The 24,951-nt window shown below is 69.8% G+C and carries 20 protein-coding genes; 11 read left to right on the forward strand and 9 right to left on the reverse strand.

What is annotated here, in order from left to right:
• Both ACIHIX_RS44070 and ACIHIX_RS44075 read right to left on the reverse strand, forming a co-directional pair.
• On the reverse strand, window positions 1–401 hold a 401-nt coding region (locus ACIHIX_RS44070; RefSeq protein WP_399966251.1), incomplete at its 3' end, for a carbohydrate ABC transporter permease.
• 8 nt (window positions 402–409) lie between these two features.
• Window positions 410–1,720, reverse strand: a complete 1,311-nt coding sequence (locus tag ACIHIX_RS44075; RefSeq protein WP_399966252.1) for an ABC transporter substrate-binding protein — start codon at window positions 1,718–1,720, stop codon at window positions 410–412.
• A gap of 461 nt (window positions 1,721–2,181) precedes the next feature.
• Here ACIHIX_RS44075 and ACIHIX_RS44080 point away from each other — a divergent pair, with 461 nt between their 5' ends.
• From ACIHIX_RS44080 to ACIHIX_RS44095, 4 genes are all read left to right on the forward strand, one after another.
• Complete coding sequence (locus ACIHIX_RS44080) at window positions 2,182–3,255, forward strand: LacI family DNA-binding transcriptional regulator (RefSeq protein WP_399966253.1); 1,074 nt, start codon at window positions 2,182–2,184, stop codon at window positions 3,253–3,255.
• 192 nt (window positions 3,256–3,447) lie between these two features.
• A complete protein-coding gene (locus tag ACIHIX_RS44085; protein ID WP_399966254.1) occupies window positions 3,448–5,499 on the forward strand; it encodes an RICIN domain-containing protein in 2,052 nt (683 codons plus the stop codon).
• A 107-nt stretch (window positions 5,500–5,606) separates the two neighbouring features.
• Window positions 5,607–8,969, forward strand: a complete 3,363-nt coding sequence (locus ACIHIX_RS44090; protein ID WP_399966255.1) for a discoidin domain-containing protein — start codon at window positions 5,607–5,609, stop codon at window positions 8,967–8,969.
• Between the two features lie 37 nt (window positions 8,970–9,006).
• Complete coding sequence (locus ACIHIX_RS44095) at window positions 9,007–11,157, forward strand: glycoside hydrolase family 2 protein (protein ID WP_399966256.1); 2,151 nt, start codon at window positions 9,007–9,009, stop codon at window positions 11,155–11,157.
• A gap of 30 nt (window positions 11,158–11,187) precedes the next feature.
• On the opposite strand, the gene ACIHIX_RS44100 is transcribed toward ACIHIX_RS44095, so the two are convergent.
• The 5 genes from ACIHIX_RS44100 to ACIHIX_RS44120 all read right to left on the reverse strand — a co-directional run bounded on the left by ACIHIX_RS44100 (window position 11,188) and on the right by ACIHIX_RS44120 (window position 16,526).
• Window positions 11,188–12,291, reverse strand: a complete 1,104-nt coding sequence (locus ACIHIX_RS44100) for a sensor histidine kinase (protein ID WP_399966363.1) — start codon at window positions 12,289–12,291, stop codon at window positions 11,188–11,190.
• Between the two features lie 175 nt (window positions 12,292–12,466).
• Window positions 12,467–13,954 (reverse strand): MFS transporter, encoded by a 1,488-nt coding sequence (locus tag ACIHIX_RS44105; protein ID WP_399966257.1) that lies wholly within the window; start codon window positions 13,952–13,954, stop codon window positions 12,467–12,469.
• 143 nt (window positions 13,955–14,097) lie between these two features.
• Entirely contained in the window at window positions 14,098–15,300 is a 1,203-nt protein-coding gene (locus ACIHIX_RS44110; RefSeq protein WP_399966258.1) for a sensor histidine kinase, read from the reverse strand.
• A gap of 140 nt (window positions 15,301–15,440) precedes the next feature.
• Window positions 15,441–15,626 (reverse strand): hypothetical protein, encoded by a 186-nt coding sequence (locus ACIHIX_RS44115; protein ID WP_399966259.1) that lies wholly within the window; start codon window positions 15,624–15,626, stop codon window positions 15,441–15,443.
• A 192-nt stretch (window positions 15,627–15,818) separates the two neighbouring features.
• Window positions 15,819–16,526, reverse strand: coding sequence for a TetR/AcrR family transcriptional regulator (locus ACIHIX_RS44120; protein ID WP_399966260.1), 708 nt, complete (start codon window positions 16,524–16,526; stop codon window positions 15,819–15,821).
• Between the two features lie 290 nt (window positions 16,527–16,816).
• Between ACIHIX_RS44120 and ACIHIX_RS44125 the strand changes: the two genes are divergently transcribed.
• Entirely contained in the window at window positions 16,817–17,638 is an 822-nt protein-coding gene (locus ACIHIX_RS44125) for an SDR family oxidoreductase (protein WP_399966261.1), read from the forward strand.
• A 27-nt stretch (window positions 17,639–17,665) separates the two neighbouring features.
• Here the strand turns inward: ACIHIX_RS44125 and ACIHIX_RS44130 are convergent, their stop codons facing one another.
• The gene (locus ACIHIX_RS44130; RefSeq protein WP_399966262.1) at window positions 17,666–17,854 is read right to left on the reverse strand and encodes a hypothetical protein; all 189 of its coding nucleotides are present in this window, start codon (window positions 17,852–17,854) and stop codon (window positions 17,666–17,668) included.
• A 641-nt stretch (window positions 17,855–18,495) separates the two neighbouring features.
• Here ACIHIX_RS44130 and ACIHIX_RS44135 point away from each other — a divergent pair.
• From ACIHIX_RS44135 to ACIHIX_RS44150, 4 genes are read left to right on the forward strand one after another with little or no spacing between them, the layout of a single operon-like run.
• The gene (locus ACIHIX_RS44135) at window positions 18,496–20,925 is read left to right on the forward strand and encodes a nitrate- and nitrite sensing domain-containing protein (RefSeq protein ID WP_399966263.1); all 2,430 of its coding nucleotides are present in this window, start codon (window positions 18,496–18,498) and stop codon (window positions 20,923–20,925) included.
• A complete protein-coding gene (locus ACIHIX_RS44140; RefSeq protein WP_399966264.1) occupies window positions 20,922–21,359 on the forward strand; it encodes a roadblock/LC7 domain-containing protein in 438 nt (145 codons plus the stop codon). The genes ACIHIX_RS44135 and ACIHIX_RS44140 overlap by 4 nt, the downstream gene beginning before the upstream one ends.
• The gene (locus ACIHIX_RS44145; protein ID WP_399966265.1) at window positions 21,356–21,730 is read left to right on the forward strand and encodes a DUF742 domain-containing protein; all 375 of its coding nucleotides are present in this window, start codon (window positions 21,356–21,358) and stop codon (window positions 21,728–21,730) included. Before ACIHIX_RS44140 ends, ACIHIX_RS44145 begins: the two co-directional genes overlap by 4 nt.
• Window positions 21,711–22,319 carry a GTP-binding protein gene (locus ACIHIX_RS44150; protein ID WP_399966266.1) on the forward strand — a complete coding sequence of 203 codons (609 nt, stop codon included), beginning with the start codon at window positions 21,711–21,713 and terminating at the stop codon, window positions 22,317–22,319. The genes ACIHIX_RS44145 and ACIHIX_RS44150 overlap by 20 nt, the downstream gene beginning before the upstream one ends.
• Before the next feature lie 24 nt (window positions 22,320–22,343).
• Here the strand turns inward: ACIHIX_RS44150 and ACIHIX_RS44155 are convergent, their stop codons facing one another.
• The gene (locus ACIHIX_RS44155) at window positions 22,344–23,384 is read right to left on the reverse strand and encodes an LLM class F420-dependent oxidoreductase (RefSeq protein WP_399966267.1); all 1,041 of its coding nucleotides are present in this window, start codon (window positions 23,382–23,384) and stop codon (window positions 22,344–22,346) included.
• Window positions 23,385–23,554: 170 nt separating this feature from the next.
• Here ACIHIX_RS44155 and ACIHIX_RS44160 point away from each other — a divergent pair, with 170 nt between their 5' ends.
• Window positions 23,555–24,271 (forward strand): response regulator transcription factor, encoded by a 717-nt coding sequence (locus ACIHIX_RS44160; protein ID WP_399966268.1) that lies wholly within the window; start codon window positions 23,555–23,557, stop codon window positions 24,269–24,271.
• A gap of 162 nt (window positions 24,272–24,433) precedes the next feature.
• Window positions 24,434–24,904: a VOC family protein gene (locus tag ACIHIX_RS44165; protein WP_399966269.1), complete on the forward strand. Its 471-nt coding sequence runs from the start codon at window positions 24,434–24,436 to the stop codon at window positions 24,902–24,904.
• Window positions 24,905–24,951 lie beyond the last annotated feature (47 nt).

The following is a 24,951-nucleotide window of genomic DNA, read 5'->3' on the forward strand; positions in this document are numbered from 1 at the left end:
AACCGGATCTTCTTGTCCAGCTGCACGGCCAGGAACAGGCCGAACGGGGTGGGCAGCAGGATCAGCACCACGAACCAGATCACGTTGTGCTGGACGGCGGGCCAGAACTGCGGGTTGGTGGTGAACAGTTCACGGAAGTTGTCCAGGCCGACCCACTTGATCGAGTCGAACCCGATGCCGTCCCAGGTCGTGAACGCCAAAGCGATCGAGGCGAGCGCGGTGAGCCAGACGAGGGCGACATGCAAAATCGTCGGCACGCCCGCCATCAGACCGAGGGTGATCCGGTCGCGGCGCGTCAACAGGCGCTTGTGTCCCTGCGGGACGCGCCTTTTCCGGTGGGCGGGGCCCGGGGAAGGCACGGGGGCCGTCGCCGGGCTCTTGGTGTGGGTTTCGGTGGTCATCGTGCCGCTCATGCCGAGGCGAAGATCGTCTTCTTCTGACGTTCGACCGACGACAGAATGCTGTCGACGTTCTTGGGGTTGCGCAGGAAGTTCTGGAGCGCGGGCTGCATCACCGTCGAGGTGAAGTCGGGGCGGCTGTCGCGGTCCATGAACTGGGTGAGGCTCTTCGCGCCGGAGATCATGTCGAACGCCTTCTTCTGCAGCGCCGTGTAGGAGGTGGTGTCGGCCTTGTGGGAGGAGGCCACCAGGCTGGAGTCGGACTTGACGTAGATTCCCTCGGCGGCCGGGCTTCCCAGGTACTCCAGCAGCTGGACGGAACCCGCCTTGTTCTTGGGCGACTTGGAGAGCATGAAGCCGTCGGTCGGCGCCTCGACGGTGTCCTGGCCGTATGCGGAGTCGATCTCCGGGAAGGCGAAGAAGTCCAGGTCGTCCAGGTCGGCCTTGGCGGTGAACTGCTGTGCCACGAAGGAGCCGAAGACGTACATGCCGGCCTTCTTCGACACCAGGGTCTGCGCGGCGTCCTGCCAGGTGCGGCCCATGAACCCGTCCTGGTGGTAGGGCAGGATCTCCGACCAGTGGTCGAAGACCGCCTTGACCTTGGCGTCGGTCCAGGAGGCCTTGCCCGCCATCAGTTCGACGTGGAAGTCGTAGCCGTTGAGCCGGAAGTTGATCTGGTCGAAGGTGCCCATTGCCGGCCAGGCGTCCTTGTCGCCGAAGGCGATGGGGACGAGCTTGTCCTTCTGCATCTGCTTGCACAGGGCGATGAACTGGTCCCAGCTGGTGGGAACTTCGTAGCCGTACTGCTTGAAGACGCTCTTGCGGTAGAAGACCGCCCACAGGGACGTCGTCAGCGGCACGAAGTAGTACTTGCCGTCCGCGCCCTTGCTGAGCTTCTTCATCGCCTCGGGGAAGTTGTCCCCGATCTTCGCCCACACGTCGTCGATCGGGGAGGCCAGGCCCTTCTCGGCGAAGAACTGCATCCGGTAGCCGGCGAACCAGTTGAACACGTCGTCCGGTGTGCCCTGGAGGTAGGAGTTGATCTGCTCCTGGAACGTGTTGTGGTCCTTGGTGTTCACGTCGACCGTGATCCCGGACTGCTTGGTGAAAGCCGAGTAGATCTCCCCGTAGGCCTTCTTCGGCACCGCGTCGGACTGGTTGGAGCCGAGGGTGACGGTCTTCGGGTCGGAGGAGGCACCGCTGCCGCCGCAGGCGCTGAGCAGGGGGATGCCGGCGCCGAGTACGGCGGCGCCGCCCATGCCGCGCAGCAGGGATCTGCGGCTGGTGCCGGACAGGGGAGAACCAGAGGGTGAAACGTGCATTTCGGCTCCTGAGGGGGCGACGGCACACGGGCAGGGCACGTCAGCCGGGTATGGCGAGGGGAGGGGGCGGTCGATGAAGCGACCAAAAATCAACTCGATCGAACAAAGCCGATCGGCGAGATGCCAGGAAGCGTGAACGTTGTGCGGGGTCAGTGTCAAGCCTTCGGGGCTGGCGCGATTTGTTCGCGTCACGTCCGGGATCCGCGTCGCCCGTCTGTTCCGAACCTCCTGACCCAGGGGTGGCGGTTCGGTCATTAGTCACTTGAACTGGGAGAACGTGCCCCTTCCTCGTCTCCCGTACCCGGCCTTGACGGCCTGTGCGGCACATCTGTCGGTCAGAAAGGCGATGCGCGACGTCTTGACGCGCGGTGGGGCTCGCTGCGTAGATATGACCGCGCGGTCAGACCGCGCGGTCATATCGTGGCGTCATTCGATGGGGAACGACGCTGTAAGGAGACTTCATGGCACCAGAAGGGGAGCGCGCCGCGGCTTCCACCGCGCCGCGCAGTGCGGACGTCGCTCGGGTCGCGGGAGTGTCGCGCAAGACGGTCTCTCGCGTCCTCAACGGCGAACCGTACGTCTCCGACGAGGCCCGCCGACGTGTCCTCGCGGCCGCCGAGGAACTCGGATACCGGCTGAACCAGGCGGCCAGAGCGCTGGCGTCCGGCCGCACCCGCTCCATCGGCGTCGTCGCGCTCGGTACAGCCGGGTTCGGCACGGCCTCCCTGCTCGTACACATCGAGCAGGCCGTGCGGGACGCCGGATACACGCTCCGTGTGGTCAACACGCCGGACGGCGCTCCGGACGACATCACCGGTGCCGTCGAGTCACTCCTCGAACAGGGCGTGGACGGCGTCATCGTCTCCGAACCCATCGTGAAAGGCGAGGTCGCGCTGCGCGTGGACGTACCCGTCCTCTTCGTCGGAGCACCACCCGCACCCGGCTTCACCGCCTCCCGGACGCTGACCGTCGGCGTGGGCGCCCATGACCTGGCGCGCGCCGCCACCGAACACCTGCTGGACCTGGGGCACGAGACCGTCCATCATCTGGCGGGTCCTCGGCAGTGGTACGCCACCAAGGACCGCATCGAGGGATGGCGGGCGGCACTGGCGGCGCGGGGCGCGCACGAACCGCCGCTGCTGAACGGCGACTGGTCCGCCGCCTCCGGGTACGCGGCGGGCCGTGCGCTCGCCTCGGACACCTCCGTGACCGCGGTGTTCGCCGCCGGCGACGAGATGGCCATCGGCCTGATCCACGCCCTGCGGGAAGCGGGCCGCCGGGTGCCGGAGGACATGAGTGTCGTCGGCTTCGACGGCAACCCCGTCTTCGCCTATGTGTCCCCGCCTCTGACCACCGTCCGGCAGCCGTTCCAGGCCGCCGCGCGGGAGGGGATCGGCCTGCTGGTGCACGCCATCGAGCAGCCCGACACCGAACCGCCGCAGGCGGGGGAGCCGCCCGTCGAACTCGTCGTCCGCGGCTCGACCGCGCCCCCGCCGTCCCGCCGGAGCCGTACGGCGCGACGCACCACCACCTGAGCCCCGTCGCACCACCCCCCTCGGGGCGTTCACGCGCTGCTGTCCGTCACCGGCGAGGTGATCCCGCACGGTGACGGCACCACCCGCCGCGCCCGCGCATGCCCCGCTTATGGACCCCGCCGATCCCGGACCCGTCGGGACCCAGGAGCGGCGGGCACCAAAACACCCCCCTTCCCCTCAACGGAGCCGCACATGTCCCCTGCACAGCAAGGCGCCAGACCCGGCGCCGCTCCACATTTCCGTACGCTGCTGGCCTTGATGGTGTCCCTGCTCGCCGCGGTGGCGACCCTGACCCTGCCGGCCGCGGGCCGTGCGGCGGCGGAGACCCGTCCGTCGCAGACCCTGTACACCCCGCCCGCGGACGCGCCCTCGCCCGGAACGTTCTATCCCCGCGCGATGCGTCTCCAGAACAACGGGGCCGCCAACGGCACCATCCTCGCCACCTTCGAGCAGTACACCAACGGCACTCCCGTCTTCCCGATCTACCGCAGCACCGACAACGGCACCTCGTGGACGAAGATCTCCGAGGTCGCCGACACCCAGAACGGCTGGGGCATGCGCTGGGAGCCCGAGCTGTTCGAACTTCCCCGCGCCATGGGCGGCTTCCCCGCCGGCACGATCCTGGCCGCCGGTGACTCCGTCCCGGCCAACCGGGGCGGGACCAAGATCGACCTGTACGCCAGCACCGACCGAGGGCAGAGCTGGACGTTCGTCACCAACATCGCCACCGGCGGCGAGGCGATATCCAGCAACGGACACACCCCGGTGTGGGAGCCCTACTTCCTGCTCTCCGGCGACCGGCTCGTCGTCTACTACTCCGACCAGCGGGACACCGCGCACGGCCAGGAGATCGTGCACCAGGTCTCCACGGACCTGCGCAACTGGGGCGCGGTCGTGGACGACGTGTCGATGCCCACCTACGCGGACCGGCCCGGTATGCCGGTGGTCACCCGGCTGCCGAACGGCAACTACGTGATGAGCTACGAGTACTGCAACGCCCCCGAGGGCAGATGCTCCGTCTACTACAAGATCTCCGCCGACCCGGAGGGCTTCGGTTCCGTCACCGGCCACGTGCTGCGGTCGACCGACGGCGTCATCCCGAGCGGCGCGCCCTTCATCACCTGGCTGCCCACCGGCGGCCCCAACGGCACCCTCGTACTGAGCGGCGAGAGCCAGGACGACCTGTTCGTCAACACCGAGAACGGTGCCGCCAACGCCTGGAACCGCATGCGCTCCAATGTCGCGGGCGGATACAGCCGCGGCATGCTCCCGCTGCCCGACGGGCACAGCCTGATGGTGTTCAGCGGAGGACGCGCGCGCAGCACCGGCGTCAACCCGCTGACGTACAGCGTCGTCGACCTGGGCGGTGGCATCTCGAACGGCGCCACCTACACCGTCGCCAACGCGAACAGCGGCCTGAAGCTCACCATCGCGGGCGGCTCCACCGCCAACGGCACCACCGCCACCCAGCAGGCGACCACCAACGCCGGTGACCAGCAGTGGCGCTTCGTCCAGCAGTCCTCCGGCTACTTCAAGATCTTCAACGTGGCCAGCGGCAAGGTCCTCGGCGTGGAGAACCAGTCCACCGCCGACGGCGCGAGGGTCCTCCAGTGGGACGACAACGGCACCCTCGACCATGAGTGGGCCGTCTCCCCGCACCAGTCCGGCGGTTATACGATCACCAACCGTGTCACCGGCAAGTTCCTGGAGATCCCCAACGCCTCCACGGCCACCGGCACCACCGCCGCCCAGTGGAGCAGCACCGGCTGCGCCTGCCAGCGCTGGAACCTCGCGCAGACCGCCCTGCCGCCGCTGGGCACCGGTCAGTACGTCCTGGTCAACAAGAACAGCGGCAAGAACCTCGACATCCCGCAGGCCTCCACCGCCACCAACACGGCCGCCGACCAGTGGCGCAACTCCGCCTGCTTCTGCCAGCTGTTCACCTTCCAGTCCGCGGGCGGCGGAGCCTGGACGATCAGGAACGTCAACAGCAACCTCAACCTGGACATCCGCGACTCCTCCGGCACCGCGGGCGCCGCCGTCGTCCAGAACACCGCCTCCAGCTCCGACTCCCAGAAATGGACCCTCACCGACGCGGGTGACGGCTACTACCGGCTCCGCAACGTGAACAGCGCCCTCGTCGCCGGTATCGCCCAGTCCTCCACCGCCGACGGCGGGGCCGTCATCCAGTGGAACAGCCTCGACGTCGACGACCAGCTCTGGAAGATCGTCCGCATCAACTGACCCCCCTCCCGGGCTCGCTGACCAGTTCAGCGAGCCCGGCCTTACTGAATCGATTCACGCGAGCACGCGCACCCCCACCCCCACCCACCCCCATCCGAAGGTGCCCCATGCAGTGCATCCCTCGCCGGTCCGTTCTGCGCTCCGCCATCGCCGTCGCCCTCGCGCCCACCCTCGGCTCGACGCTGCTGCCGGGGTTCGCCTCCACGGCAGACGCCGCGGTCTCCTGGAGCGCGCGCTGGATCTGGGCGCCGTCCAGCGCAACCAACCAATGGGTGGCGTTCCGCAAGAAGTTCACCCTGAACGCCGCACCCTCGAAGGCGGTGACACAGATCGCCGCGGACTCCAAGTACTGGCTGTGGGTCAACGGCACGCTGGTCGTCTTCGACGGCGGACTCAAGCGCGGCCCGAACCGCACGGACACCTACTACGACGAGATCGACCTCGCCCCGCACCTCACCACCGGCACCAACACGGTCGCCCTGCTGGTCTGGTACTTCGGCAAGGAGGGCTTCTCGCACCACGGCAGCGGCAAGGGCGGACTGCTGTTCCAGTCCGACATCCAGACCGGCTCGACGACCACCCGGCTGATCAGTGACACCAGCTGGAAGCACACCGTCCACCCCGGCTACTCGAACAACACCGGCGGTACACAGGTCAACTTCCGGCTGCCCGAGTCCAACATCTTCTACGACGCCCGAGCCGCCGCCGTCGTGTCGGGCTGGCGGTCACCCGGCTTCGACGACGTCGGCTGGAGCGCGCCGACCGACTTCGGCGCGGCCGGTGCCGCACCGTGGAACGCCCTCGTCCAGCGGCCGATCCCGCAGTTCCGCTACTCCGGTCTGCGGGCCTACACCAACGCCGCCTCGCTGCCGACCGCCGGACAGGGCGCCACCGCGATCACGGGCGCGCTGCCGTCCAACATCCAGGTGACCCCGTTCCTGAAGGTCGACGCCCCGGCCGGCGCGGTGATCGGCGTCCAGAGCGACCACTACGACGACGGCGCGGGCCTGACCGGGATCGAGCCCGGCACGCAGTACAACGTACGTGCCACCTACGTCTGCACCGGCGGCGTCCAGGAGTTCGAGCCCCTGGCCTGGATGAGCGGCACCGCCGTCAAGTACACGATCCCGGCCGGCGTGCGCATCCTGGACCTGAAGTACCGGGAGTCCGGCTACGACACCGACTTCACCGGTTCCTTCAGCAGCAGCGACGCCTTCCTCGACACCCTGTGGGCCAAGGCCGCCCGAACCATGTACGTCAACATGCGCGACAACTACATGGACTGCCCCACCCGCGAACGCGCCCAGTGGTGGGGCGATGTGGTCAACCAGCTCAAAGAGGGCTTCTACACCTTCGACACCCGCGCCCACGCCCTCGGCAAGAAGGCCATCGCCCAGCTCGCCGCCTGGCAGAAGGACAGCGGGGCGCTCTACTCGCCGGTCCCGACGACCATCTGGACCGCCGAACTCCCTGTGCAGATGCTCGCCTCGGTCTGGTCGTTCTGGACGTACTACCTCTACACCGGCGACGCGAGCGCGGTCACCGGCGCCTACCCGGCGGTGAAGAGGTACCTCCAGCTGTGGAGCCTGGACAGTGACGGCCTCGTCAACCACCGGGCGGGCGACTGGGACTGGGAGGACTGGGGCGCCAACATCGACGCCCGGGTCCTGGACAACTGCTGGTACTACCTGGCCCTGGACACCGCGGCCAAGCTCGCCGACCTCAGCGGCAACAGCGGTGACGTGACCGGCTGGCAGACCCGGCGCGACAGCATCAACGCCAACTTCGACCGCGTGCTGTGGAACGCGTCCAGGAACGAGTACCGCTCACCTGGCTACAACGGCGACACCGACGACCGCGCCAACGCCCTCGCCGTCGTCGCCGGACTCGCCCCTGCCGCCCGTCACCGGCCGGTCACCGAGGTACTGCGCACCCACCTCAACGCCAGCCCCTACATGGAGTTCTACGTCCTGGAGGCGCTCTACCTCATGGGCGCGCCCGTCGTCGCCGAGGAGCGGATGCGCAACCGGTACGCCGCACAGGTCGCCGATCCCGCCTGCCACACGCTGTGGGAGCTGTGGACCAAGGCCGACGGCACCGACAACCACGCCTGGAACGGCGGCCCGTTGTACGCCCTGTCCGCCTACGCCGCCGGGGTGCGCCCGACCCGGCCGGGCTGGACGACGTACGAGATCGTCCCGCAGACCGGCACCCTGACGACGCTCGACACCGTCGTGCCCACCGTCCAGGGGAACATCCGCTTCGCCCTCACACGCGACGGCAGCCAGGTGGCCCTGACCCTCACCTCGCCGAGCGGAACCACCGCGCGGGTGGGCCTCCCGACCTACCGAGGCTCCTCACCGGTCGTGAAGGCGGGCGGCACCACCGTCTTCAGCGGCGGTTCCCCCACCAGTGGCGTGCCCGGCCTCACGTACGAGAGCAAAGACGCCTCCTACGTCTACTTCACCGTGAAACCGGGGAGTTGGACGTTCACGGTCACCGGCGCCGGCCGTCTCGACGACCTCGCCCTGGGGCGACCGGTCAGCAGCAACAACAGCCTGGAGAACGGCGACTGGGGCCGCGACCGCCTCACCGACGGCAGGCTCACGAGTGTGACCGGCGCCAAGGGCTTCACCAGCAACGAGTTCGCCTCCGCCGATGCCGGCGCCAACCCGGTCTGGGTCGAGATCGACCTCGGCGCCGACACCGACCTCGACGCCGTACGGCTCTTCCCGCGCACCGACACCGCGGCGGCCGGAGGCGGTAGCGCGGGCTTCCCGGTCGACTTCACCCTCCAGACCCGTCCCGACGGTGGCACCACCTACACCACTGTCCGCACGGTCACGGGCCAGCCGAACCCGGACGGGCGCGTCCAGACCTACGGCTTCAGGACCACCACCGGCCGCTACCTCCGCCTACAGGCCACCAGGTTCGGCGCGCCCGCCGCCGACGAGACGGCGAAGTACCGCCTGCAACTCGCCGAACTGACCGTGCCCACCGCCGCGACCACCGTCACCAGCAACTACCCCCTGGAGAACGGCGACTGGGGCAAGACGCGCCTGCTGGACGGCACGCTCACCAGCGTGTCCGGTGGCAAGGGTTTCACCAGCATCGACTTCCCGGCCGCCGATGTCAGCGCCACGCCCGTGTGGATCGAGGTCGACCTCGGTGCCGACCGTGCCATCGGGTCCGTCGTCCTCCACCCCCGCAGCGACACGGCGGCGGCCGGCGGTGGCAGTGCGGGCTTCCCGGTCGACTTCACCCTCCAGACCCGGGCCGACGGCGGCACCGCCTACACCACCGCCCTGACCGTCACCGGTCAGCCCGACCCCGGCGGCGCCGCCCAGACCTACCCCCTCACCTCCGCCACCGGACGCCATCTGCGCCTGAAGGCCACCAGGCTCGGCGCGCCGGCCGCCGACGAGACCGCCAAGTACCGACTCCAGCTCGCCGAACTGCGCGTCGTATAGCACGCCCAACTCGCCCCAAGAGAAGAGGAGTTCTCGAATGCCAGGTTCGCCCACGCGTCGACAGGTGCTCAGCGGGACGGCCGGGGGAGTGCTGGCCTCGCTGACGGCCACCCCGAAGGCCGGCGCCGCCTCCTCGGCAGCGACGTACACGGCGCCGACCCCGCGCCTCCGCATCGATCTCAACGCGGGCTGGCGGTTCCTCAGAGCGGATGCCCCCGGCGCCGAAAAGCCCGGCTTCGACGACTCCGCGTGGACGCCGGTGAACACGCCCCACACCTGGAACGCCTTCGACGGCGCCGACGGCGGCAACAACTACTACCGAGGTGTGGGCTGGTATCGCCGCCACTACACCGTTCCGTCGCAACTTGCAGGGAAGCAGCTGTACTTGCAGTTCGCCGGGGTCAATCAGGTCGCCGACGTCTGGGTCAACGGCACCTATCTCGGGCAGCACGAAGGGGGTTACGCCCGGTTCAGGTTCCGCGTCACCGGCGTGCTGGCCCCGGGCCCGGACAACGTGATCGCGGTGCGGGTGACCAACACCCGCGACACCGGCATCGCACCGGTGAACGCGGACTACAGCTTCGAGGGCGGCATCTACCGCAACGTGAGCCTGTGGGCCCTCGACACCCTCCATGTGCGGATGGAGGACTACGCGGGACCCGGCGTGTACCTGCGCCAGAGCGAGGTGTCCGCGACGGCGGCCACGGTGACCGTGACGACGAAGCTGTGGAACGACAGCGGCGGCACCAGGTCGGTGGTGGTCCGCAGTGTCATCGCCGACCAGGGCGGGACCATCGTCGCGGAAGCCCGCGGCACCGCACAGACCGTCGCCGCGGCCACCGGCGCTGAGGTCAGCCAGACGGTCCGCATCGACCGGCCACGCCTGTGGAACGGGCTGGCGGATGCGTACCTCTACAACGTGAGCGTCGAGATCCATGACGTGACCGCGGGCGCGGACCGGATCGCGGACGTGGTGACCGAACGCCTGGGCCTGCGTTCCCTCACCGTCGACGCCGACACCGGCTTCCACCTCAACGGCAGGCAGGTGGGCCTGCACGGCGTCAACCTGCACCAAGAGCGGATGGGCAAGGGCTGGGCACTGAGCGACGCCGACCACACCCAGGACTTCGACCTCATCCGGGAACTCGGCGCCAACACCGTACGGATGGCGCACTACCAGCACGACCAGAAGGACTACGAACTCGCCGACGAACGCGGCCTGGTCGTGTGGGCGGAGATCCCCCTGGTCAACACCGTCACCGACTCGACCGCCTTCACGACGAGCACCCAGAACCAACTAAGAGAGTTGATCCGGCAGAACTACAACCACCCGTCGATCGTCTTCTGGGGCATCGGCAACGAACTCACCGACTACAACGGCACCGCCACCAACACACTGCTCCAGTCCCTGGCGCGCATCATCGAGTCCGAGGACCCGGGCCGGCTCTCCACCTATGCGGTGCGCAGCGAGGACCCCGACGACGCGCAGGCCGGACTGCACACCCGGACGACCGGCTTCAACAAGTATCTCGGCTGGTACTACGGCTCCAAGGACGCCGAACTCGGCGCCTGGGCCGACCGCCTGCACACGAGTTCCCCGTCCCGCCGGATCGGCATCTCCGAGTACGGCGCCGGCGCCGACACCGCGCAGCACGCGCTGAACCCGCCCCGGCCCGAACCGGGCGGTACCTGGCACCCCGAGGAGTACCAGTCGCTGTTCCACGAGGCGTACTGGAAACAACTCGCCGCCCGCCCCTACATCTGGGGCAGTTACGTCTGGGCCATGTTCGACTTCGCCTCCGACGGCCGCAACGAAGGAGGCCGGCCCGGCATCAACGACAAGGGTCTGGTCACCCACGACCGGCAGATCCGCAAGGACGCCTTCTACTGGTACAAGGCCAACTGGGCGACCACGCCCACCCTCCACATCGCCAGCCGCCGCTGGACCCGGCGCACCGACGCGCACACCGAACTCAAGGTCTACTCCAACGCCGACGAGGTCACCGCCACCCTCAACGGCACCCCGCTCGGGGCCCTGCGCAGCGGCGACCGCATCTTCCGATGGACCGACGTCACGCTGCGAGCGGGCGAGAACACCGTGGCGGTGACCGCGACCATCAACGGCTCCACACACACCGACACCGTCGTGTGGACGCTCGCCGCCGACACCGCGCCCGCTACGGCATAGCCGGGTGGGGCTGCCGTAGCGGGGTGGCCGTCACCACACGCACGGCAGCTCCACACTGATCAAGGTCGGTCCCCCGACGGGGCTGGCCACCTCCATGGTCCCGTCCAGTGCGGCGACGCGGCGCCGCATGCCGAGCAACCCCGAGCCGTCGGTTTCGTCGGCGCCGCCGCGGCCCTCGTCCCTGACCCGAACCCGCAGGCCACGTCGGACCCGCACCAGGTGCACCTCGGCACGGGAGACCCCGCTGTACTTGGCCACGTTGGTGAGGGACTCGGCGACCGCGAAGTAGGCCGCGGCCTCCACGGCCGCCGGCGCTCTCAGGCCGGCGTCCAGGCCGGTGACATCCACGGTGACGTCCAGTCCGCTACCGGCCGCGAGGGCCCGCACCGCGCCGACGAGTCCACGGTCGCTGAGGATCGGCGGGTGGATCCCGCGCACGACCTGCCGTAGCTCCGTGAGCGCTTTCTCAGCCTGTTCCTGGGCCTCGGTCAGCAGCCTGAGGGCGGTCTCTTCGTCACGACCGTAGGCGCGCTTGGCGAGCCCGATCCGCATGGACAGTGCCACCAGGTGCGCCTGCGCGCCGTCGTGCAGATCCCTTTCGATACGCCGGAGTTCGGCGCCGTGCGCGGCGATGGCGTCGGCCCGGGTCGCGGCGAGTTCCTCCACCCGGATGGTCAGTTGTGCCTGCGGGGACGGCTTGAGCAGTGCGGTCGACCAGTCGGCCTCAAGGTCCGCGATGCGTACGATCAACGGCAGGACGACGGCTTCACGTCGCAGCAGCCCGCACCACACCCCGTCGACGATCAGCGCGACAGGCCACAGCGGCAACGCGAGGGCGAGCAGCGCGCCGTAGAACCAGTAGGCGACCATCCAGCTCACGTCGACGTGTGTGCCGGGGTCCCGTACGGCCTTGAGCCACCGCTCACGCATCGTCCCCGTGAGAGGCTGGTACGCCTCGGGGATCCTCACGCCGGTCCATGTGGCGGTCAGCCTGCGCTTGGCCCCGGCGATCCGCCGGATCAGCAGCACCGTCTCGGGCAGCAGCCAGGCGCCGACGACGGCGATCGTACCGATCACGGCGATCTCGAGGACGGTGATGAAGAGCCACATGCCGAAGGCGATCGCCGCGGCCACGAAGAGGTGGACCGTGGCGCGCGCCGCATGACGGACCGTCTGCCATCGAGAAGGGAACGGGGTTTCCCCGCCGCTGGAAGGAGAGGGACCGGCACTGGTGGGTGAGTACGACACGGGGAGGCCGCCGTCCGAGGTGCGGACGGCGGCCTCCTCCTTGTCCGCCGTCGGCGCTGTCCTACGACTGCCGGTCACCGACGGCTTCCGGTGCGGGTGCCGGGCGATCGGCCACGGACGTCGGCCCGGCGGGAGTGCGATGCCTCGGGATGAAGGAGGCGAGGACGAAGGCGAGCAGCGCCGCTCCCGCGCCGATGGCCATGACGACCTTGAAGCCGTTCTCCGAGGGCAGCGCGAAGCCGCCGAAGTCGGTGGTCATCTGCGCCAGGATCACACCGGCGATGGCGCTGGCGAACGAGGTGCCCAGGGACCGCATCAGGGTGTTGAGGCTGTTGGCCGCGGCCGTCTCCGACTCCGGGACGGCACCCATGATGAGCGCGGGCATCGCGCCGTAGGTGAAGCCGACGCCGCCGCCGATGATGCAGGAGACCAGGACGAGGTGCCAGACCTCGCTCATCAGCACGATGTTGAGGGCGTAGCCGGCGGCGACGATCAGCGCGCCGATCATCAGTGTCACCTTCGGGCCCTTGGCCTTGGTGATGGCGGCGGACACGGCGGACATGGCCATCATCACCAGGCCCTGCGGGGCGAGCACCAGGCCGACGGTCAGCATGGACCGGCCCAGACCGTAGCCGGTCTGCTCGGGCAGCTGGAGCAGCTGCGGCAGGACCAGGGACATCGCGAACATCGAGAAGCCGAGCGCGACCGAGGCGAGGTTGGTGAACAGCACCTGCGGGCGAGCGGTGGTGCGCAGGTCGACCAGCGGCTGCCTGGACTTGAGTTCCCACCAGCCCCAGCCGAGCAGGATCACCACGGCGGCGATACCCAGGCCCAGCGTGGTGGCGCTGGTCCAGCCCCAGTCGGCGCCCTTGGAGACGGCCAGCAGGAGCGAGATGAGACCGGCGGACAGTCCGAGCGAGCCGACGAGGTCGAATCGGCCGCCGGTGCGGACCTTGGACTCCGGGATCACGGTGAGGACCAGCAGGAAGGCGACGGCGCCGAGGGCGGCGGAGGTCCAGAACAGCAGGTGCCAGTCCCATTCGTCGGCGATGAACGCCGCGGCGGGCAGACCGAGGGCGCCACCGACCCCGAGCGAGGCGCTCATCAGCGCGGTGGAGCCGGCGAGGCGCTCGGCGGGCAGCACGTCCCGCATGATGCTGATGCCGAGCGGGACGACCGCCGCGGCGAGGCCCTGCAGCGCCCGGCCGATGATCATCGGCACGAGGGAGTCGGCCAGAGCACAGACCACCGACCCTGAGACCAGCAGCACGATGCTGAGCAGCAGCATCCTCCGCTTGCCGAACATATCGCCCAGGCGGCCGACGACCGGCGTGGCGACCGAGGCGGCGAGCAGGGTGGCGGTGACGGCCCAGGCGGTGTCGGAGGCGGGGGCGTCCAGGAGTTTGGGCAGCTCAGGGACGATCGGGATGACCAGAGTCTGCATCAGGGAGACGACAATCCCGGCCAGGGCCAGCACCGCCACCACGGCGTTCGGCCGGGGCGGGGACGACGCCCCTGCTGCGGCGGGGTGGGCAAGGGCGTCGGACATGGGAGGGCCTCCGTCAGGACCAATGAGGGATTGCTTGACTTACTCAAAGATATTGAGATTGCTTGAGTTACGCAAGTTACCGCTCGGTTGTGCTCGGGCCCGGGTAGGCGTGACGGAGCAAGGTGACCGCCGCGCGTTTCGCGTCAGCGCACCGCCGGCGAGCCGACCGTCCCGGACGTCAAGGGCAGGTCCGCGACCACCTCGAACCCGCCCCGCGCCCGCGGACCTGCACGCAATCGACCGCCGACGGAGTGGGCTCGTTCGCGCATGCCGACGAGTCCGAATCCACTGTCGACATGACGGTGCCGGGCCCCTCCGCCGGGTCCGTCGTCGGTGACGATGAGCGTCAGCCGGTCGCGGGCGTGGACGAGCCGAACCTCGGCGGAGCCGGTCTCCGCGTGCTTGGCCACGTTCGTGAGCGCCTCCTGCACGATGCGGTAGCCCGTGAGGTCGACGCCGGCCGTGAGCGGCCGCGGCTCGCCCTCCTCGGTGACCGTGACCCGCAGGCCGGCCGCTTCGAAAGAGGCGATCAGGGCGGGCAGTCGAGCGAGGCCGGGGGCCAGTGCCTGCGGTTCCATCGGATCGTCGACGTGTCGCAGCAGGCCCACGGTGGCCTTGAGTTCACGCAGTGCCGAGGAGGCGGTGTCGGTGAGCTCGGCGGCGAGACGCGCGGCCTCGTCGGGCCGAGTGTGAAGGACGCGGGCCACGGCGTCCGCCTGGATCTTGGCCAGCAGAAGGTGATGAGCGACCACGTCGTGCAGGTCCCGGGCGATGCGCATGCGTTCCTCGGTGACCCGCCGCAGTGCCTCCGGCTCCCGCGTGCGTTCGGCGTGCTCGGCCCGGCCCTGGGCGGCCTCCAGACAGGCCCTGTGGAACCGGGTCAGGGTGCCGAGAGAGGTGGGCAGCAGCAGCCAGAAGGCAGGGCTGAGCAGCTTGAGCGTCAGAGGTTCGTAGGCCGCGACGGCCAGGGCCGTGCAGGTCACCAGCGTGATGCCGGAGAAGGCGAAGACGTTCGCGGTCCTGCGGTCGGTGCGGACGGCCAGCGAGAAGAGCGCGATCATCGCCGGCATGAGCAGGAGGACCGTGACGAGATAGCCGAGGGCGATCGCGACCGTGACGCAGCACAGAGCCACCGTGACCGCGGTACGAAGCCGAGCGCGGCGCCCTGCCAACGCGACACAGGAGACACCGCACAGCAGGACGGCGGGCCACCAGGGGAGTGCGGGGCCTTGCCCCGGCAGGGTGGTCCGGGCGGAGGAGTAGGAGCAGGCGAGGAGGGCGGCGCTGGACGCGGCGTCGGCGGTACGGGGATGCCGGCGCAGGCTTCGCCTCAGGTTTTCGATCAAGAGTGCCGCCTCCGCTGGAACGTGCTCGGGGAGGTGATGAGGGGCGCGGTGCACGGTCACGGCTCAAGAGCGCGCGGCATGGCGTCCGCCGCACGCGAGGCGTCGCCGGCAGGGCGGGCAGACGCCCCTCCGACGTCGGGTCAGCCGTGCTGAGGCCGTACGCGGCGGCCCCGGAGGAGGGTGACGCCGGCACCGAGCGACACCACGCCCATGCCGACGGCGGTCGCCACGCCCTGGGCGCCGTCCACGGCGAAGGGTGCGACGGCGGCGACGGCGAGGTTGAACAGGAACAGGAACCACAGGACGGGGCGGGGCGGAGTCTTCAAGGAACTTCCTTCCGGAGTGAGCGGACCCCCAAGGGGCAGCCGCTGAACTTGCGTAAGTCAACGATCGCAAGCCGTGCTGCTCGACACGAGGGAGCGCCCTCCCCACCCGATGGTGTAGCCGGCTACACCAAAGGCCGTGCCCCTCCCGGGGCACGGCCACTTGCGGTGCGCGGCGCCCGGCGCCGCCGCCCGTCACTCGTCGTCGGTGAGGGGCTCCCACTCCGATTCGGGATCGAGCGGCAGGCCGGGCCGGTCGCTTTTGAACGCCTCGGCCTGTTCCTCGACCTTCGGCAGAGCGTGATCGGGCGCACCGAAGCCGCGGAACAGCGTCGCGCAGTACTCACGGGACAGGAAAGGCGCGTCCCACGGTCCGTCCGGCTTGACCCACTGGTACGTGTGGTTGTGGAGGTTGAGGAACTGCAGGGTGGCCAGGCGCGGCGGCAGCTCACGGAACGTGCCCTGGGCGACGGCCTCGGAGAGCAGCCCCGAGATCAACTCCTCGAAGTCGGAACGCTGGCCCAGCAAGGTCTTCAGCTCCGGGCCGCTCAGGCTGCGGTAGTCGTGCTCGTAGACCCAGATGTGGTCGAGCCTGCGGAAGATGATGGTCAGCAGGGACTCCGAGAGCAGACGGAGCCGCAACAGGGGGTCGGTGTCGAGTTCCGCGATCTGCCGGGTCCGCGACAGCAGCGGTCCCATCACCCGCGACTGGATCTCGACGAGCAGGTTCTCCTTGGAGCCGATGTAGTAGTACAGGGCACCCTTGGCGAGTCCGACCGCCCGGCCCAGGTCGTTGATGGAGGTCGCCGCATACCCCTGCCGGGCGAACAACTCCGCCGCGACATCGATGATCTTCTGGCGTCTGATCTCGAAGCCCGGTCCGTGGCCCGGCGGTCGTGGCATGGGTTCTTCTCCCCGCTTGGTGTGACGACGTATCGATGACGATCGACTCCCGGGGCCACGTCGGACGGCTTTTCGTGCGTCCGGGGGAAGTGGACTCCGGGACCTCTCCCAGTTCGTTGGACCAAACGGTACGTTAAAGACGGAGCTCAGGGGCTCCGGACTCCCGAGTGGGACGACTGTCGCCGTCCGTCCCGACAGGATGAAGACGTGGGATGCCGGGGCGGGCCCGGACCTCACCACCCGGGAGGCACTCGCGCCCACCAGCGGGCGTCTCGAGCGAGGAGTGACGCATGACCACGGTAGGTATTGCCACCGGTGCCGGCAGCGGGACGGGCGAGGCATGCGCGCGGCGCCTCGCCGACATGGTGGACGTGTTGCTGCTCGCGGACCGGAACGACGCGGCGGTGACAGCGGTCGCGAAGGACCTGTCCGGCTTCGGCAGAGCCGTCGTCGAGCCCTTCGCAGTGGATGTCACCGATCGTGAGGGCCTTGACCGCCTGTCCCGGCGGGTCGGCGAGCTCGGCGCTCTGCGTGCTGTCGCGCACGCCGCCAACGTGGCGCCGGAGAACGCCGACTGGCGCGGGATCATCGAGGTCGACTTCCTCGGGACCGTACTGCTCGCCGAGGCGCTTCGCCCTCTGGCCGCCGCCGGTACGGCCTTCGTGTACAGCGCCTCGGTGTCTCCGCTGATGGCCCATATCGAGCCCGACCCGGCGGTCGCCGCGGTCCTGGACGACCCCGCCGAGGAGGGCTTCCTCGATCGGATCCGTGATGTGATCGGCCCCGCCCTGGAGGACCCCGCGTGGGCCTATCCCTGGGCCACGTACGGAGTGCAGCGCTTCGCCCGGGCGGAAGCGGTCCGCCTCGGGCCGGTGGGCGCACGCGTGTGCTCCCTCTCGCCCGGTGCGATCGACACGTCGCAGACCCGGCTGGAGGCGGCGCGGTACGAGTCGGTACGGCAACTCATCGAGCAGACGCCGCTGGGCCGCACTGGCCGGCACGAGGAGGTCGCCGCCGTCGCCGCCTTCCTGCTGTCGGACGAGGCGAGCTACGTGAGCGGGGTCGATGTCGTCGTCGACGGGGGCCTGTGCGCCGCGCTCGGGGACGGCTGAGCGGCGTGCGGCGACCATCAGGTCCGGTCAGGGCCGGCGCGGTCGCTGCCGTGGGGGGTGCCGGGGCAGGCTGAAGCCGATACCGGCCGAGACGAGGGCCGTCGCGAGCGAGGTCGCGAGGGCCCTCGAGTCGTCGACGATCAGGCCCGAGCCGACGGCGACGACGAAATTGAGGAGTATCAGGAACCACAGGGCCGGGAGCGGCGCCGTCTTCACTCGGCTTTCCTTTCGGGGGAGGACGTGTGGGTTCCCCTGCCGGGGCTCCACTGAACTTCCGTAAGCCAACGATCCGTTGCCGGTGGGCCGAGCGCGAGGGACCAGACTCCCGGGCGGGTGGTGGAGCGGGCTGCACCACCGCCCGTGATCCGGGTCACAGTCGCCGTCGATGCCACGGGGTCGCCGCACCGCTCGCCGCCGCCTTGCCGATGCCGGCCGCGACATGCCGTGCCTCCCTCTTCGTCCTGGGTAATCGGCTGAAACGCCGTCATGGCCCGCTCGCCGGGCGGGCGGCAGGACCCGCTTATCGAAGAGAAGATTGGACTGGTCGTCCTAATCCGACGGTCGGTGCGCTTGTGACGCCTCTTGACCCCGCGAGGGCGGCTCGGTTTCATACCTATCCTGCTGTGCGGCGGGGACGGGACCCCGTCGCCGATCCGCAGTCCGCCGCCGGTGTTTCCGCTCTCGCCGGTGATCCCTCCCAGTGCTCCTTTCGCCCCATCGCCGACGCGTTCTCGCGTGCCCTCTTCTGCCCGACAGCTCCGCTGTTTCATGCGCCACCCTGGAAAGGAAATCCCGGTGCCCTCGTTCCCCACCGCAGTTCGTCTCCCCGGCAGAACCGTCCGATGCGGGAGCGTGGGATGAGCCGGCACCGGGGCAAACCCGAGCGGACCAGGCCCGGCGTGCGGCACGGTCGCAGCATCCGGACGTCGCTCATCGCGCTCACGGTGGTTCCGGCCGCCGCTCTGGCGCTGCTGTGGGCCAGCGGCTCGGCCGTACAGCTGAACCAGTGGCACAAGGCCGAACAGGAGGGGAATCCGGCCGCGACCACATATGCGCTGGTGCCCGGCGTCGACGCGTTCCAGGAGGAACGGAAGCTGACGATGCGTCGGATCTCGACGCAGGACGGCACCGCCGAACTGCGGGCGCAACGGCGCCGGACCGATGTCATCCTGGCCGACTTCCGCGAGGCGGATTCCCGCTCCGCGTCAGAGGGTTCGGCACAGTACCGGGACCAGCGGGCCGTGGTGCGGAAGCGGCTCGCCGCCCTTGTCGCCGAACGGGCCGCGGTGGACCAGGGCAAGACCACCCGCGGGCATGCCTTCGACGTGTACTCCGAAGCCGTGACGTCGGTGCTGAATCTCTTCGGCATGCTGAACACGGACAACACCAGCGGCGCCACCGCAGCCGACGCCGGCCACGCGTTGGCCTTCATGCGGGCGACGGAAGCGCTGTCGCGAGAGGAAGCGATCCTCGGCGGTGCCGGCGCCTCCCGGCGGCTGAGCGTTCAGGAGCGGACGGAGCTGACGGCCGCAGCCGCGGTCCGGGCCTCCGTACTCTCCGACGAAGTGGTGCCGTACCTGCCCAAGGACTTCCGAGCTGCGCTGGAAAAGGTGATGGGCGGCCGGGACTGGTCCGAACTGGCAGCCCTGGAGACAGCCGTCGCGGCGGCGACCGCGGCTGAGGACGGCACCATCGAGATCCCGCGCGTCACGACGGCCCGCGCGGCAGCGGCCGGACGTGTGTCAGCGGAGGTGCGGGCCGTGCAGATCCGGTACCTGCCCGAGGTCACCCAGAACGCGGCGGACCGCAACCACGCCTTGTTCGTCCGGGTGCTGATGGTCAGCGCCCTCACCCTGCTGGCGGTGCTCGCGGTCGGCTTCCTGTCCTGGCGCATCACCCGATCCCTGCTCGGCCGCATGGCCGGGCTGCGTGCGGCGACGCTGGAGCTGGCCGAGGACCGGCTGCCCGAGCTCATCGTCCGTCTCAGGACGGAGGGCAGCCGGGCCGGCGTCGACGAGCTGCCCGAACTCGACTATGGAACCGACGAGTTGGGCAAGGTCGCGGACGCCTTCAACAGCGCCCAGCGGACCGCGGTGAGTGTCGCTCTGGAGCAGGCCTCGCTCCGGGAGGGGGCGCGTCTGGTGTTCCACAACATGTCGCGGCGCATCCAGGTCCTGGTGCACCGTCAGCTCACGGTCATCGACAGCATGGAACGCAAGGAACAGGATCCGCAGCTCCTGGCCGATCTCTACCGGGTCGACCATCTCGCGACCCGGATGCGGCGCAATGCGGAGAGTCTGACGGTGCTGTCCGGTGCGGCTCCGCGGCGCCGTTGGAAGCAGGCGGTGCCCCTCGCGGACGTCCTGCGCAGCGCGGTGTCCGAGATCGAGGGATACGACCGGGTGGTGGTCGAGCCGATCCCGCCGATCGCGGTCGCGGCGTCCGCGGTTGGCGACACGATCCACCTCATGGCGGAGCTGATCGAGAACGGCGTGACCTTCTCCCCGCCCCACACCGAGGTACGGGTCCGGGCACTGCCGGTGGCGCAGGGCTACGCCGTCGAGGTGGAGGACCGTGGGCTGGGCCTGTCGGCGCACGAGTACGAGACGGCGAACGAACTGCTGCGTGACCCCAAGGACTTCAGCTTCACCGCGCTGGGCGAGGACCCTCGCCTGGGGCTCTTCACGGTCGGTCACCTCGCGCACCGCCACGGCATCTCAGCCGGTCTCCAGGCCTCGGCGTACGGCGGAACGCTGGCCGTCGTGGTCCTTCCGCACCCACTCGTCGAGCCCGTCACCGAAGCCCCGCCGCCGCTCGACCCCAGGGCGGAGCGCCATCTGGCCTCGGTCAGCCCGGCAGGCGCGGCCGCGACGACCGGCGGCCCGCTGCGGCGTATCCGCACGGCCGGGAACCCGACGGCGCCTCCCGGCCCGCCGACGCCCAGGGACGGTGGCGACGGTACGTCAGGCCCTCCGGATCCCGGCGCACCGCCGTTCGGCGGCCCCCGGGTCACCCGTCCCAGCCGCCTCCCGCGTCGCGTCCGCCAGGCCCATCTGGCTCCGGAGCTGCGGGAGCGGCCCGCGACGCCGGACACCGGGTTCGACCGTGACGGACAGGCTCCGGAACGGAGGCCGGAGCAGGCGCGTTCCATGCTCGCCGCGCTGCGGGACGGCACTCGGCGGGCCCGGGCCCAGGAAGACGTCCCCATACGCCCCTGGCCCTCGGCTCCGCCCGAGGGGAGTCCGCTGCCCACCCGTCCCCGGCCCACGAGGAACACCACCCCATGACAGCGACGAACACCGCACACGGCCAACTGGCCTGGCTCCTGGACAGCCTGATCGAGCGGATTCCCGAGACCCTGCACGCCATCGTCCTGTCGGAGGACGGTCTGCTCGTCGCGGCGAGCGAGGGACTCGAACGCGCCGATGCCGAGCAACTCGCCGCGATCGCCTCCGGCGTGCACTCCCTGGCGCTGGGCACCAGCCGGCACTTCGGTGGGGGACGGGTGCAGCAGACCGTCATCGAGATGGACGATCTCTTCCTGTTCGTCACCACGGCGGGCGGTGGCGCCCGGCTCGCCGTGCTTGCCACCTCCGCCGTGGATGTCGGCGTCGTCGGCTACGAGATGACCATGCTCGTCCGTCAGGTGGGCCAGTTCCTCAGCGCGGCCCCGAGGCTCCCCGAGTACGGCGGCAGACCCTTCGCGGGTGAGCATGAATGAGGCACTGGTCGGAGGAAGACCCCTGGGCGGACGACGACCCGGGCTCGCTCGTTCGCCCCTACACCGTGACCCGCGGAAGGACCTCGACGGCTCGCCCCGGTATCGAACTGATCTCACTGATCAGCACGGTCCGGCCGCCGACCCGCGACCAGCGCATGCAGCCCGAACAGAACCGGCTCCTGGCGTTGTGCCGGACACCGACCGCGCTGGTGGAGGTCGCCGCCCGTCTCGACCTGCCCGTCGCCGTGGTGCGCGTGCTCCTCGACGACCTCCTGGACCACCGGCTCGTCTCCGTCTCCTCGCCCGCCGCGGTCGGTTCGCCCGACGCCCGTCTCATCCAGGCAGTGATCGATGGCATCCGCAGTATCTGACTCCGGCCGCACCGCGCCCGTGCCCGACGCGGCGACGGCCAAGATCCTCGTCGCCGGTGGCTTCGGGGTCGGCAAGACCACCCTGGTCGGTGCGATCAGTGAGACCGAGCCCCTGCGCACCGAGGAGCTCATCACGGAGGCCAGCGTCGGGGTGGACGACCTGGCCGGTGTGGAGCGGAAGACCACGACGACCGTCGCCATGGACTTCGGCCGGATCACGCTCAGCCCCTCACTCGTCGTCTATCTCTTCGGAGCCCCTGGGCAGGACCGCTTCTGGTTCATGTGGGACGACCTGTCCCGCGGCGCGCTCGGCGCGGTCGTCCTGGCGGACACCCGAAGGCTGGAGAGCTGCTTTCCGTCCGTCGACTTCTTCGAGCACCGAGGCATCCCCTTCGCCGTCGGCGTCAACTGCTTCGACGGCCGGATCGAGGAGGACACCGAGGAGATCCGCGCGGCGATCGACCTGGATGCCGTCGTACCGCTGGTGCTCTGCGACGCCCGTGACCGGGAGTCCGTGAAGACGGTGCTCCTCGCCCTCCTCGAACACGTCATGCGGGGTTTGGCCGCCGAGGCCGCGGAGCCCCGGTAGCCGGTGTGAGCAGCGGATTCCGGCTCAGGAGACCATCGTCCTGAGCCGTTCGACGTCGGTCAGCCGCCGTGCCGTGGTGCGCGCCAGGGGGCGGACCTGGAGGGTGGTGACCCCGGCCGCCCGGAAGGCCGCGAGCCGTTCGGCGACATAGGAGGCCGGGCCGATCAGGGAGGTGGCCCGCAGCAGATCGGCGGGCACGGCGGCCGCGGCCTCCTCCGTGTGGCCCGAGAGATAGAGGTCCTGGATGGTGTCCGCGGCGGACTCGTAGCCGTAGCGGCAGGCGAGGTCGTGGTAGAAGTTGTGTCCCCGCGCCCCCATACCGCCTATGTACAGGGCGAGTTGAGGCCGTGCCAGATCGATGAGGTCATCTACGTCCGCACCGATGGCCAGGGGCGGCGAGACCACGATGTCGAGCGGACCTAGGGCGGGGTCCCGCCGCGCTCGGCCGTCGGCCAGCGCCGGGCCCCACACGGTTCCCGCCCGCTCCGGGTGGAAGAACATCGGCATCCAGCCCTCGGTCGTCTCGGCGGCCAGGGCCACGTTCTTCGGCCCGATCGCGGCCAGCACGATCGGGATGCGCTCGCGCACCGGTCGGTTGATGAGCTTGAGCGGGCGTCCCAGTCCCGTTCCCTCGCCGGGCGGGAGGGGGATTTGATAGTGGCGGCCGTCGTGCTCCACCTTCTCCCGGCGCCACACGGACCGGCAGATCTCCACGATCTCGCGGGTGCGTGCCAGGGGAGCGGTGTACGGCTGCCCGTGGAAGCCCTCGATCACCTGGGGCCCCGAGGCGCCGATCCCCAGGGTGAAGCGTCCTTCGGAGACGTAGTCCAGTCCCGCGGCCGTCATCGCGGTCAGGGTGGGGGTGCGGGTGTAGATCTGGAGGATTCCGGAGGCGATCTCCAGCCGCTCGGTGCGGGCGGCGATGAAGCCGAGCTGACTGATCGCGTCGAACGAGTAGGCCTCGGGGACGAAGACGATGTCCAGCCCGGCCCTCTCGTAGTCGCGGAGTTCGGCGACGGATTCCTTGAAGCCGCCGCTGTAGCTCAGGGGCATACCGATACGCATCCCGACCTCCACCCTTTCAGTCGATCCTAATTAAGTGCACTCTATGTGCGGCGGGGTGATCGGGGAGCTGGTGAGTGCGGGGGCGTCGACCTCGCGTGTCGAGTTACTTAAGTAAAGCAAGTAACCGTGTTACGGTGAAGGTTCCGCGCGCCCGTGCGAAAGGTCTTGCCATGGTCAACCTCGTCGAGAAGCCGTCGCCGTCCCGGACGGGCGGGCGCGACGTCCTGATCGTGGCGGGCGATCCCGCTGAGACCGATGTGCTCACCACGAGCCTCCAGCTGGCCGGATACACGGTGGCCGGCACGGCGGACACCGGCGCGGAAGGTATCGCCCGGATCACCCGACGCCGGTTCGACCTGGTCGTCTGGGACGCCACGCTCCCGGACCTGAGGGACCTCGACAGGGGCTCACGGCCCGCGCCGGCCGATCTGCCGCCCGTCCTGTTCCTGATCACCTGCGACTACCTCCACACCCTCCTCCCCGGCCTCGGCCAGCGAAACGCTGACTACGTCACCAAGCCCCTGCGGACCACCGAGGCCCTTGCCCGGGCCGAGCTCCTGCTGCGGGGCGGCTCCCGCGGCAGCGGCACGGCGACGACCGGGTACGGCGACCTGGTCCTCGACGACGCCTCCTGTCAGGCCCGGCGCGGTCCCCGGCCGCTCGGGCTGACCCCCGCCGAGTACCGGCTGCTGAAACACCTGCTGGCCAACGCGGAACGCGTGGTGTCGAAGGACCAGATCAGCCGCCATGTCTGGGGTGATTTCCGGGCGAGCGACGCCATCGAGAAGCTCGTCTCCCGCCTGCGGCACAAGGTGGACCAGGACGCCCCCGCGCTCATCCACACCAGCAGGGGCTTCGGCTACTGGCTCGGGCTCCCTCGCGACTGAGCCGCCGCCGGGCCGCCGGCCCTGGATGTGACGCCCGCCACGTCGGGAAATCGTCGGGAAGCCGTCAGTGACGCGTCAGACCGCCGCGCTTACGTGGGCGCCACGCACTGCCCCCCGGCTTCCGCAGGCCACGCGCCCGGAGCCCAGTAGCGAGGAGACACCATGGTCGGCACCCTGCGGCCCTCGGACCAGTTCCATGTGGGCATCGTCGCGGAGGATTTCGAGGCGACGAAGGACCAGCTCTCGAAGCTGTTCGGCTTCGAGTGGTGCGACGACATGGGCGGGCCCGCCGAGGTCGGCCTGCCCACCGGAGACACCGTCATCGACTTCCACTGCGCGTACTCGCGTACGCAGGGGACGGCGCCCCGGCTGGAGATCGTCCGGCGCGTCCCCGGAACGCTGTGGGAGCCCACGCCCGGATCCGGCATCCACCATTTCGGCTACTGGTCCGACGACGTCGCGGCGGACGTCGCCGAGCTCGAACGGCACGGCTATGTGATCGAGGCGACCCGCAAGGGTCCCGGCGGCGGGCTGTTCTTCGCCTACCTGCGCAGTGGCGAGCAGACCGGCTTCCGAGTCGAACTCGTCAGCAGGGCCGCCCAGCCGTCGATGGAGCAGAGCTGGGCGCGGTGACCCGGGGCTCACCCCCTCACCTGACTTCACAGCACACGAACACCACT

The sequence above is a fragment of the Streptomyces sp. NPDC051913 genome, from assembly GCF_044593635.1.
Classification (GTDB): Bacteria; Actinomycetota; Actinomycetes; order Streptomycetales; family Streptomycetaceae; genus Streptomyces.

Excerpts from the sequence above, each read along its gene's own strand:
- ACIHIX_RS44075 (WP_399966252.1), bottom strand. The coding sequence starts at position 1,720 with ATGCACGTTTCACCCTCTGGTTCTCCCCTGTCCGGCACCAGCCGCAGA.
- ACIHIX_RS44080 (WP_399966253.1), top strand. The coding sequence starts at position 2,182 with ATGGCACCAGAAGGGGAGCGCGCCGCGGCTTCCACCGCGCCGCGCAGT.
- ACIHIX_RS44085 (WP_399966254.1), top strand. The coding sequence starts at position 3,448 with ATGTCCCCTGCACAGCAAGGCGCCAGACCCGGCGCCGCTCCACATTTC.
- ACIHIX_RS44090 (WP_399966255.1), top strand. The coding sequence starts at position 5,607 with ATGCAGTGCATCCCTCGCCGGTCCGTTCTGCGCTCCGCCATCGCCGTC.
- ACIHIX_RS44095 (WP_399966256.1), top strand. The coding sequence starts at position 9,007 with ATGCCAGGTTCGCCCACGCGTCGACAGGTGCTCAGCGGGACGGCCGGG.
- ACIHIX_RS44105 (WP_399966257.1), bottom strand. The coding sequence starts at position 13,954 with ATGTCCGACGCCCTTGCCCACCCCGCCGCAGCAGGGGCGTCGTCCCCG.
- ACIHIX_RS44120 (WP_399966260.1), bottom strand. The coding sequence starts at position 16,526 with ATGCCACGACCGCCGGGCCACGGACCGGGCTTCGAGATCAGACGCCAG.
- ACIHIX_RS44125 (WP_399966261.1), top strand. The coding sequence starts at position 16,817 with ATGACCACGGTAGGTATTGCCACCGGTGCCGGCAGCGGGACGGGCGAG.
- ACIHIX_RS44135 (WP_399966263.1), top strand. The coding sequence starts at position 18,496 with ATGAGCCGGCACCGGGGCAAACCCGAGCGGACCAGGCCCGGCGTGCGG.
- ACIHIX_RS44140 (WP_399966264.1), top strand. The coding sequence starts at position 20,922 with ATGACAGCGACGAACACCGCACACGGCCAACTGGCCTGGCTCCTGGAC.
- ACIHIX_RS44145 (WP_399966265.1), top strand. The coding sequence starts at position 21,356 with ATGAGGCACTGGTCGGAGGAAGACCCCTGGGCGGACGACGACCCGGGC.
- ACIHIX_RS44150 (WP_399966266.1), top strand. The coding sequence starts at position 21,711 with ATGGCATCCGCAGTATCTGACTCCGGCCGCACCGCGCCCGTGCCCGAC.
- ACIHIX_RS44155 (WP_399966267.1), bottom strand. The coding sequence starts at position 23,384 with ATGCGTATCGGTATGCCCCTGAGCTACAGCGGCGGCTTCAAGGAATCC.
- ACIHIX_RS44160 (WP_399966268.1), top strand. The coding sequence starts at position 23,555 with ATGGTCAACCTCGTCGAGAAGCCGTCGCCGTCCCGGACGGGCGGGCGC.
- ACIHIX_RS44165 (WP_399966269.1), top strand. The coding sequence starts at position 24,434 with ATGGTCGGCACCCTGCGGCCCTCGGACCAGTTCCATGTGGGCATCGTC.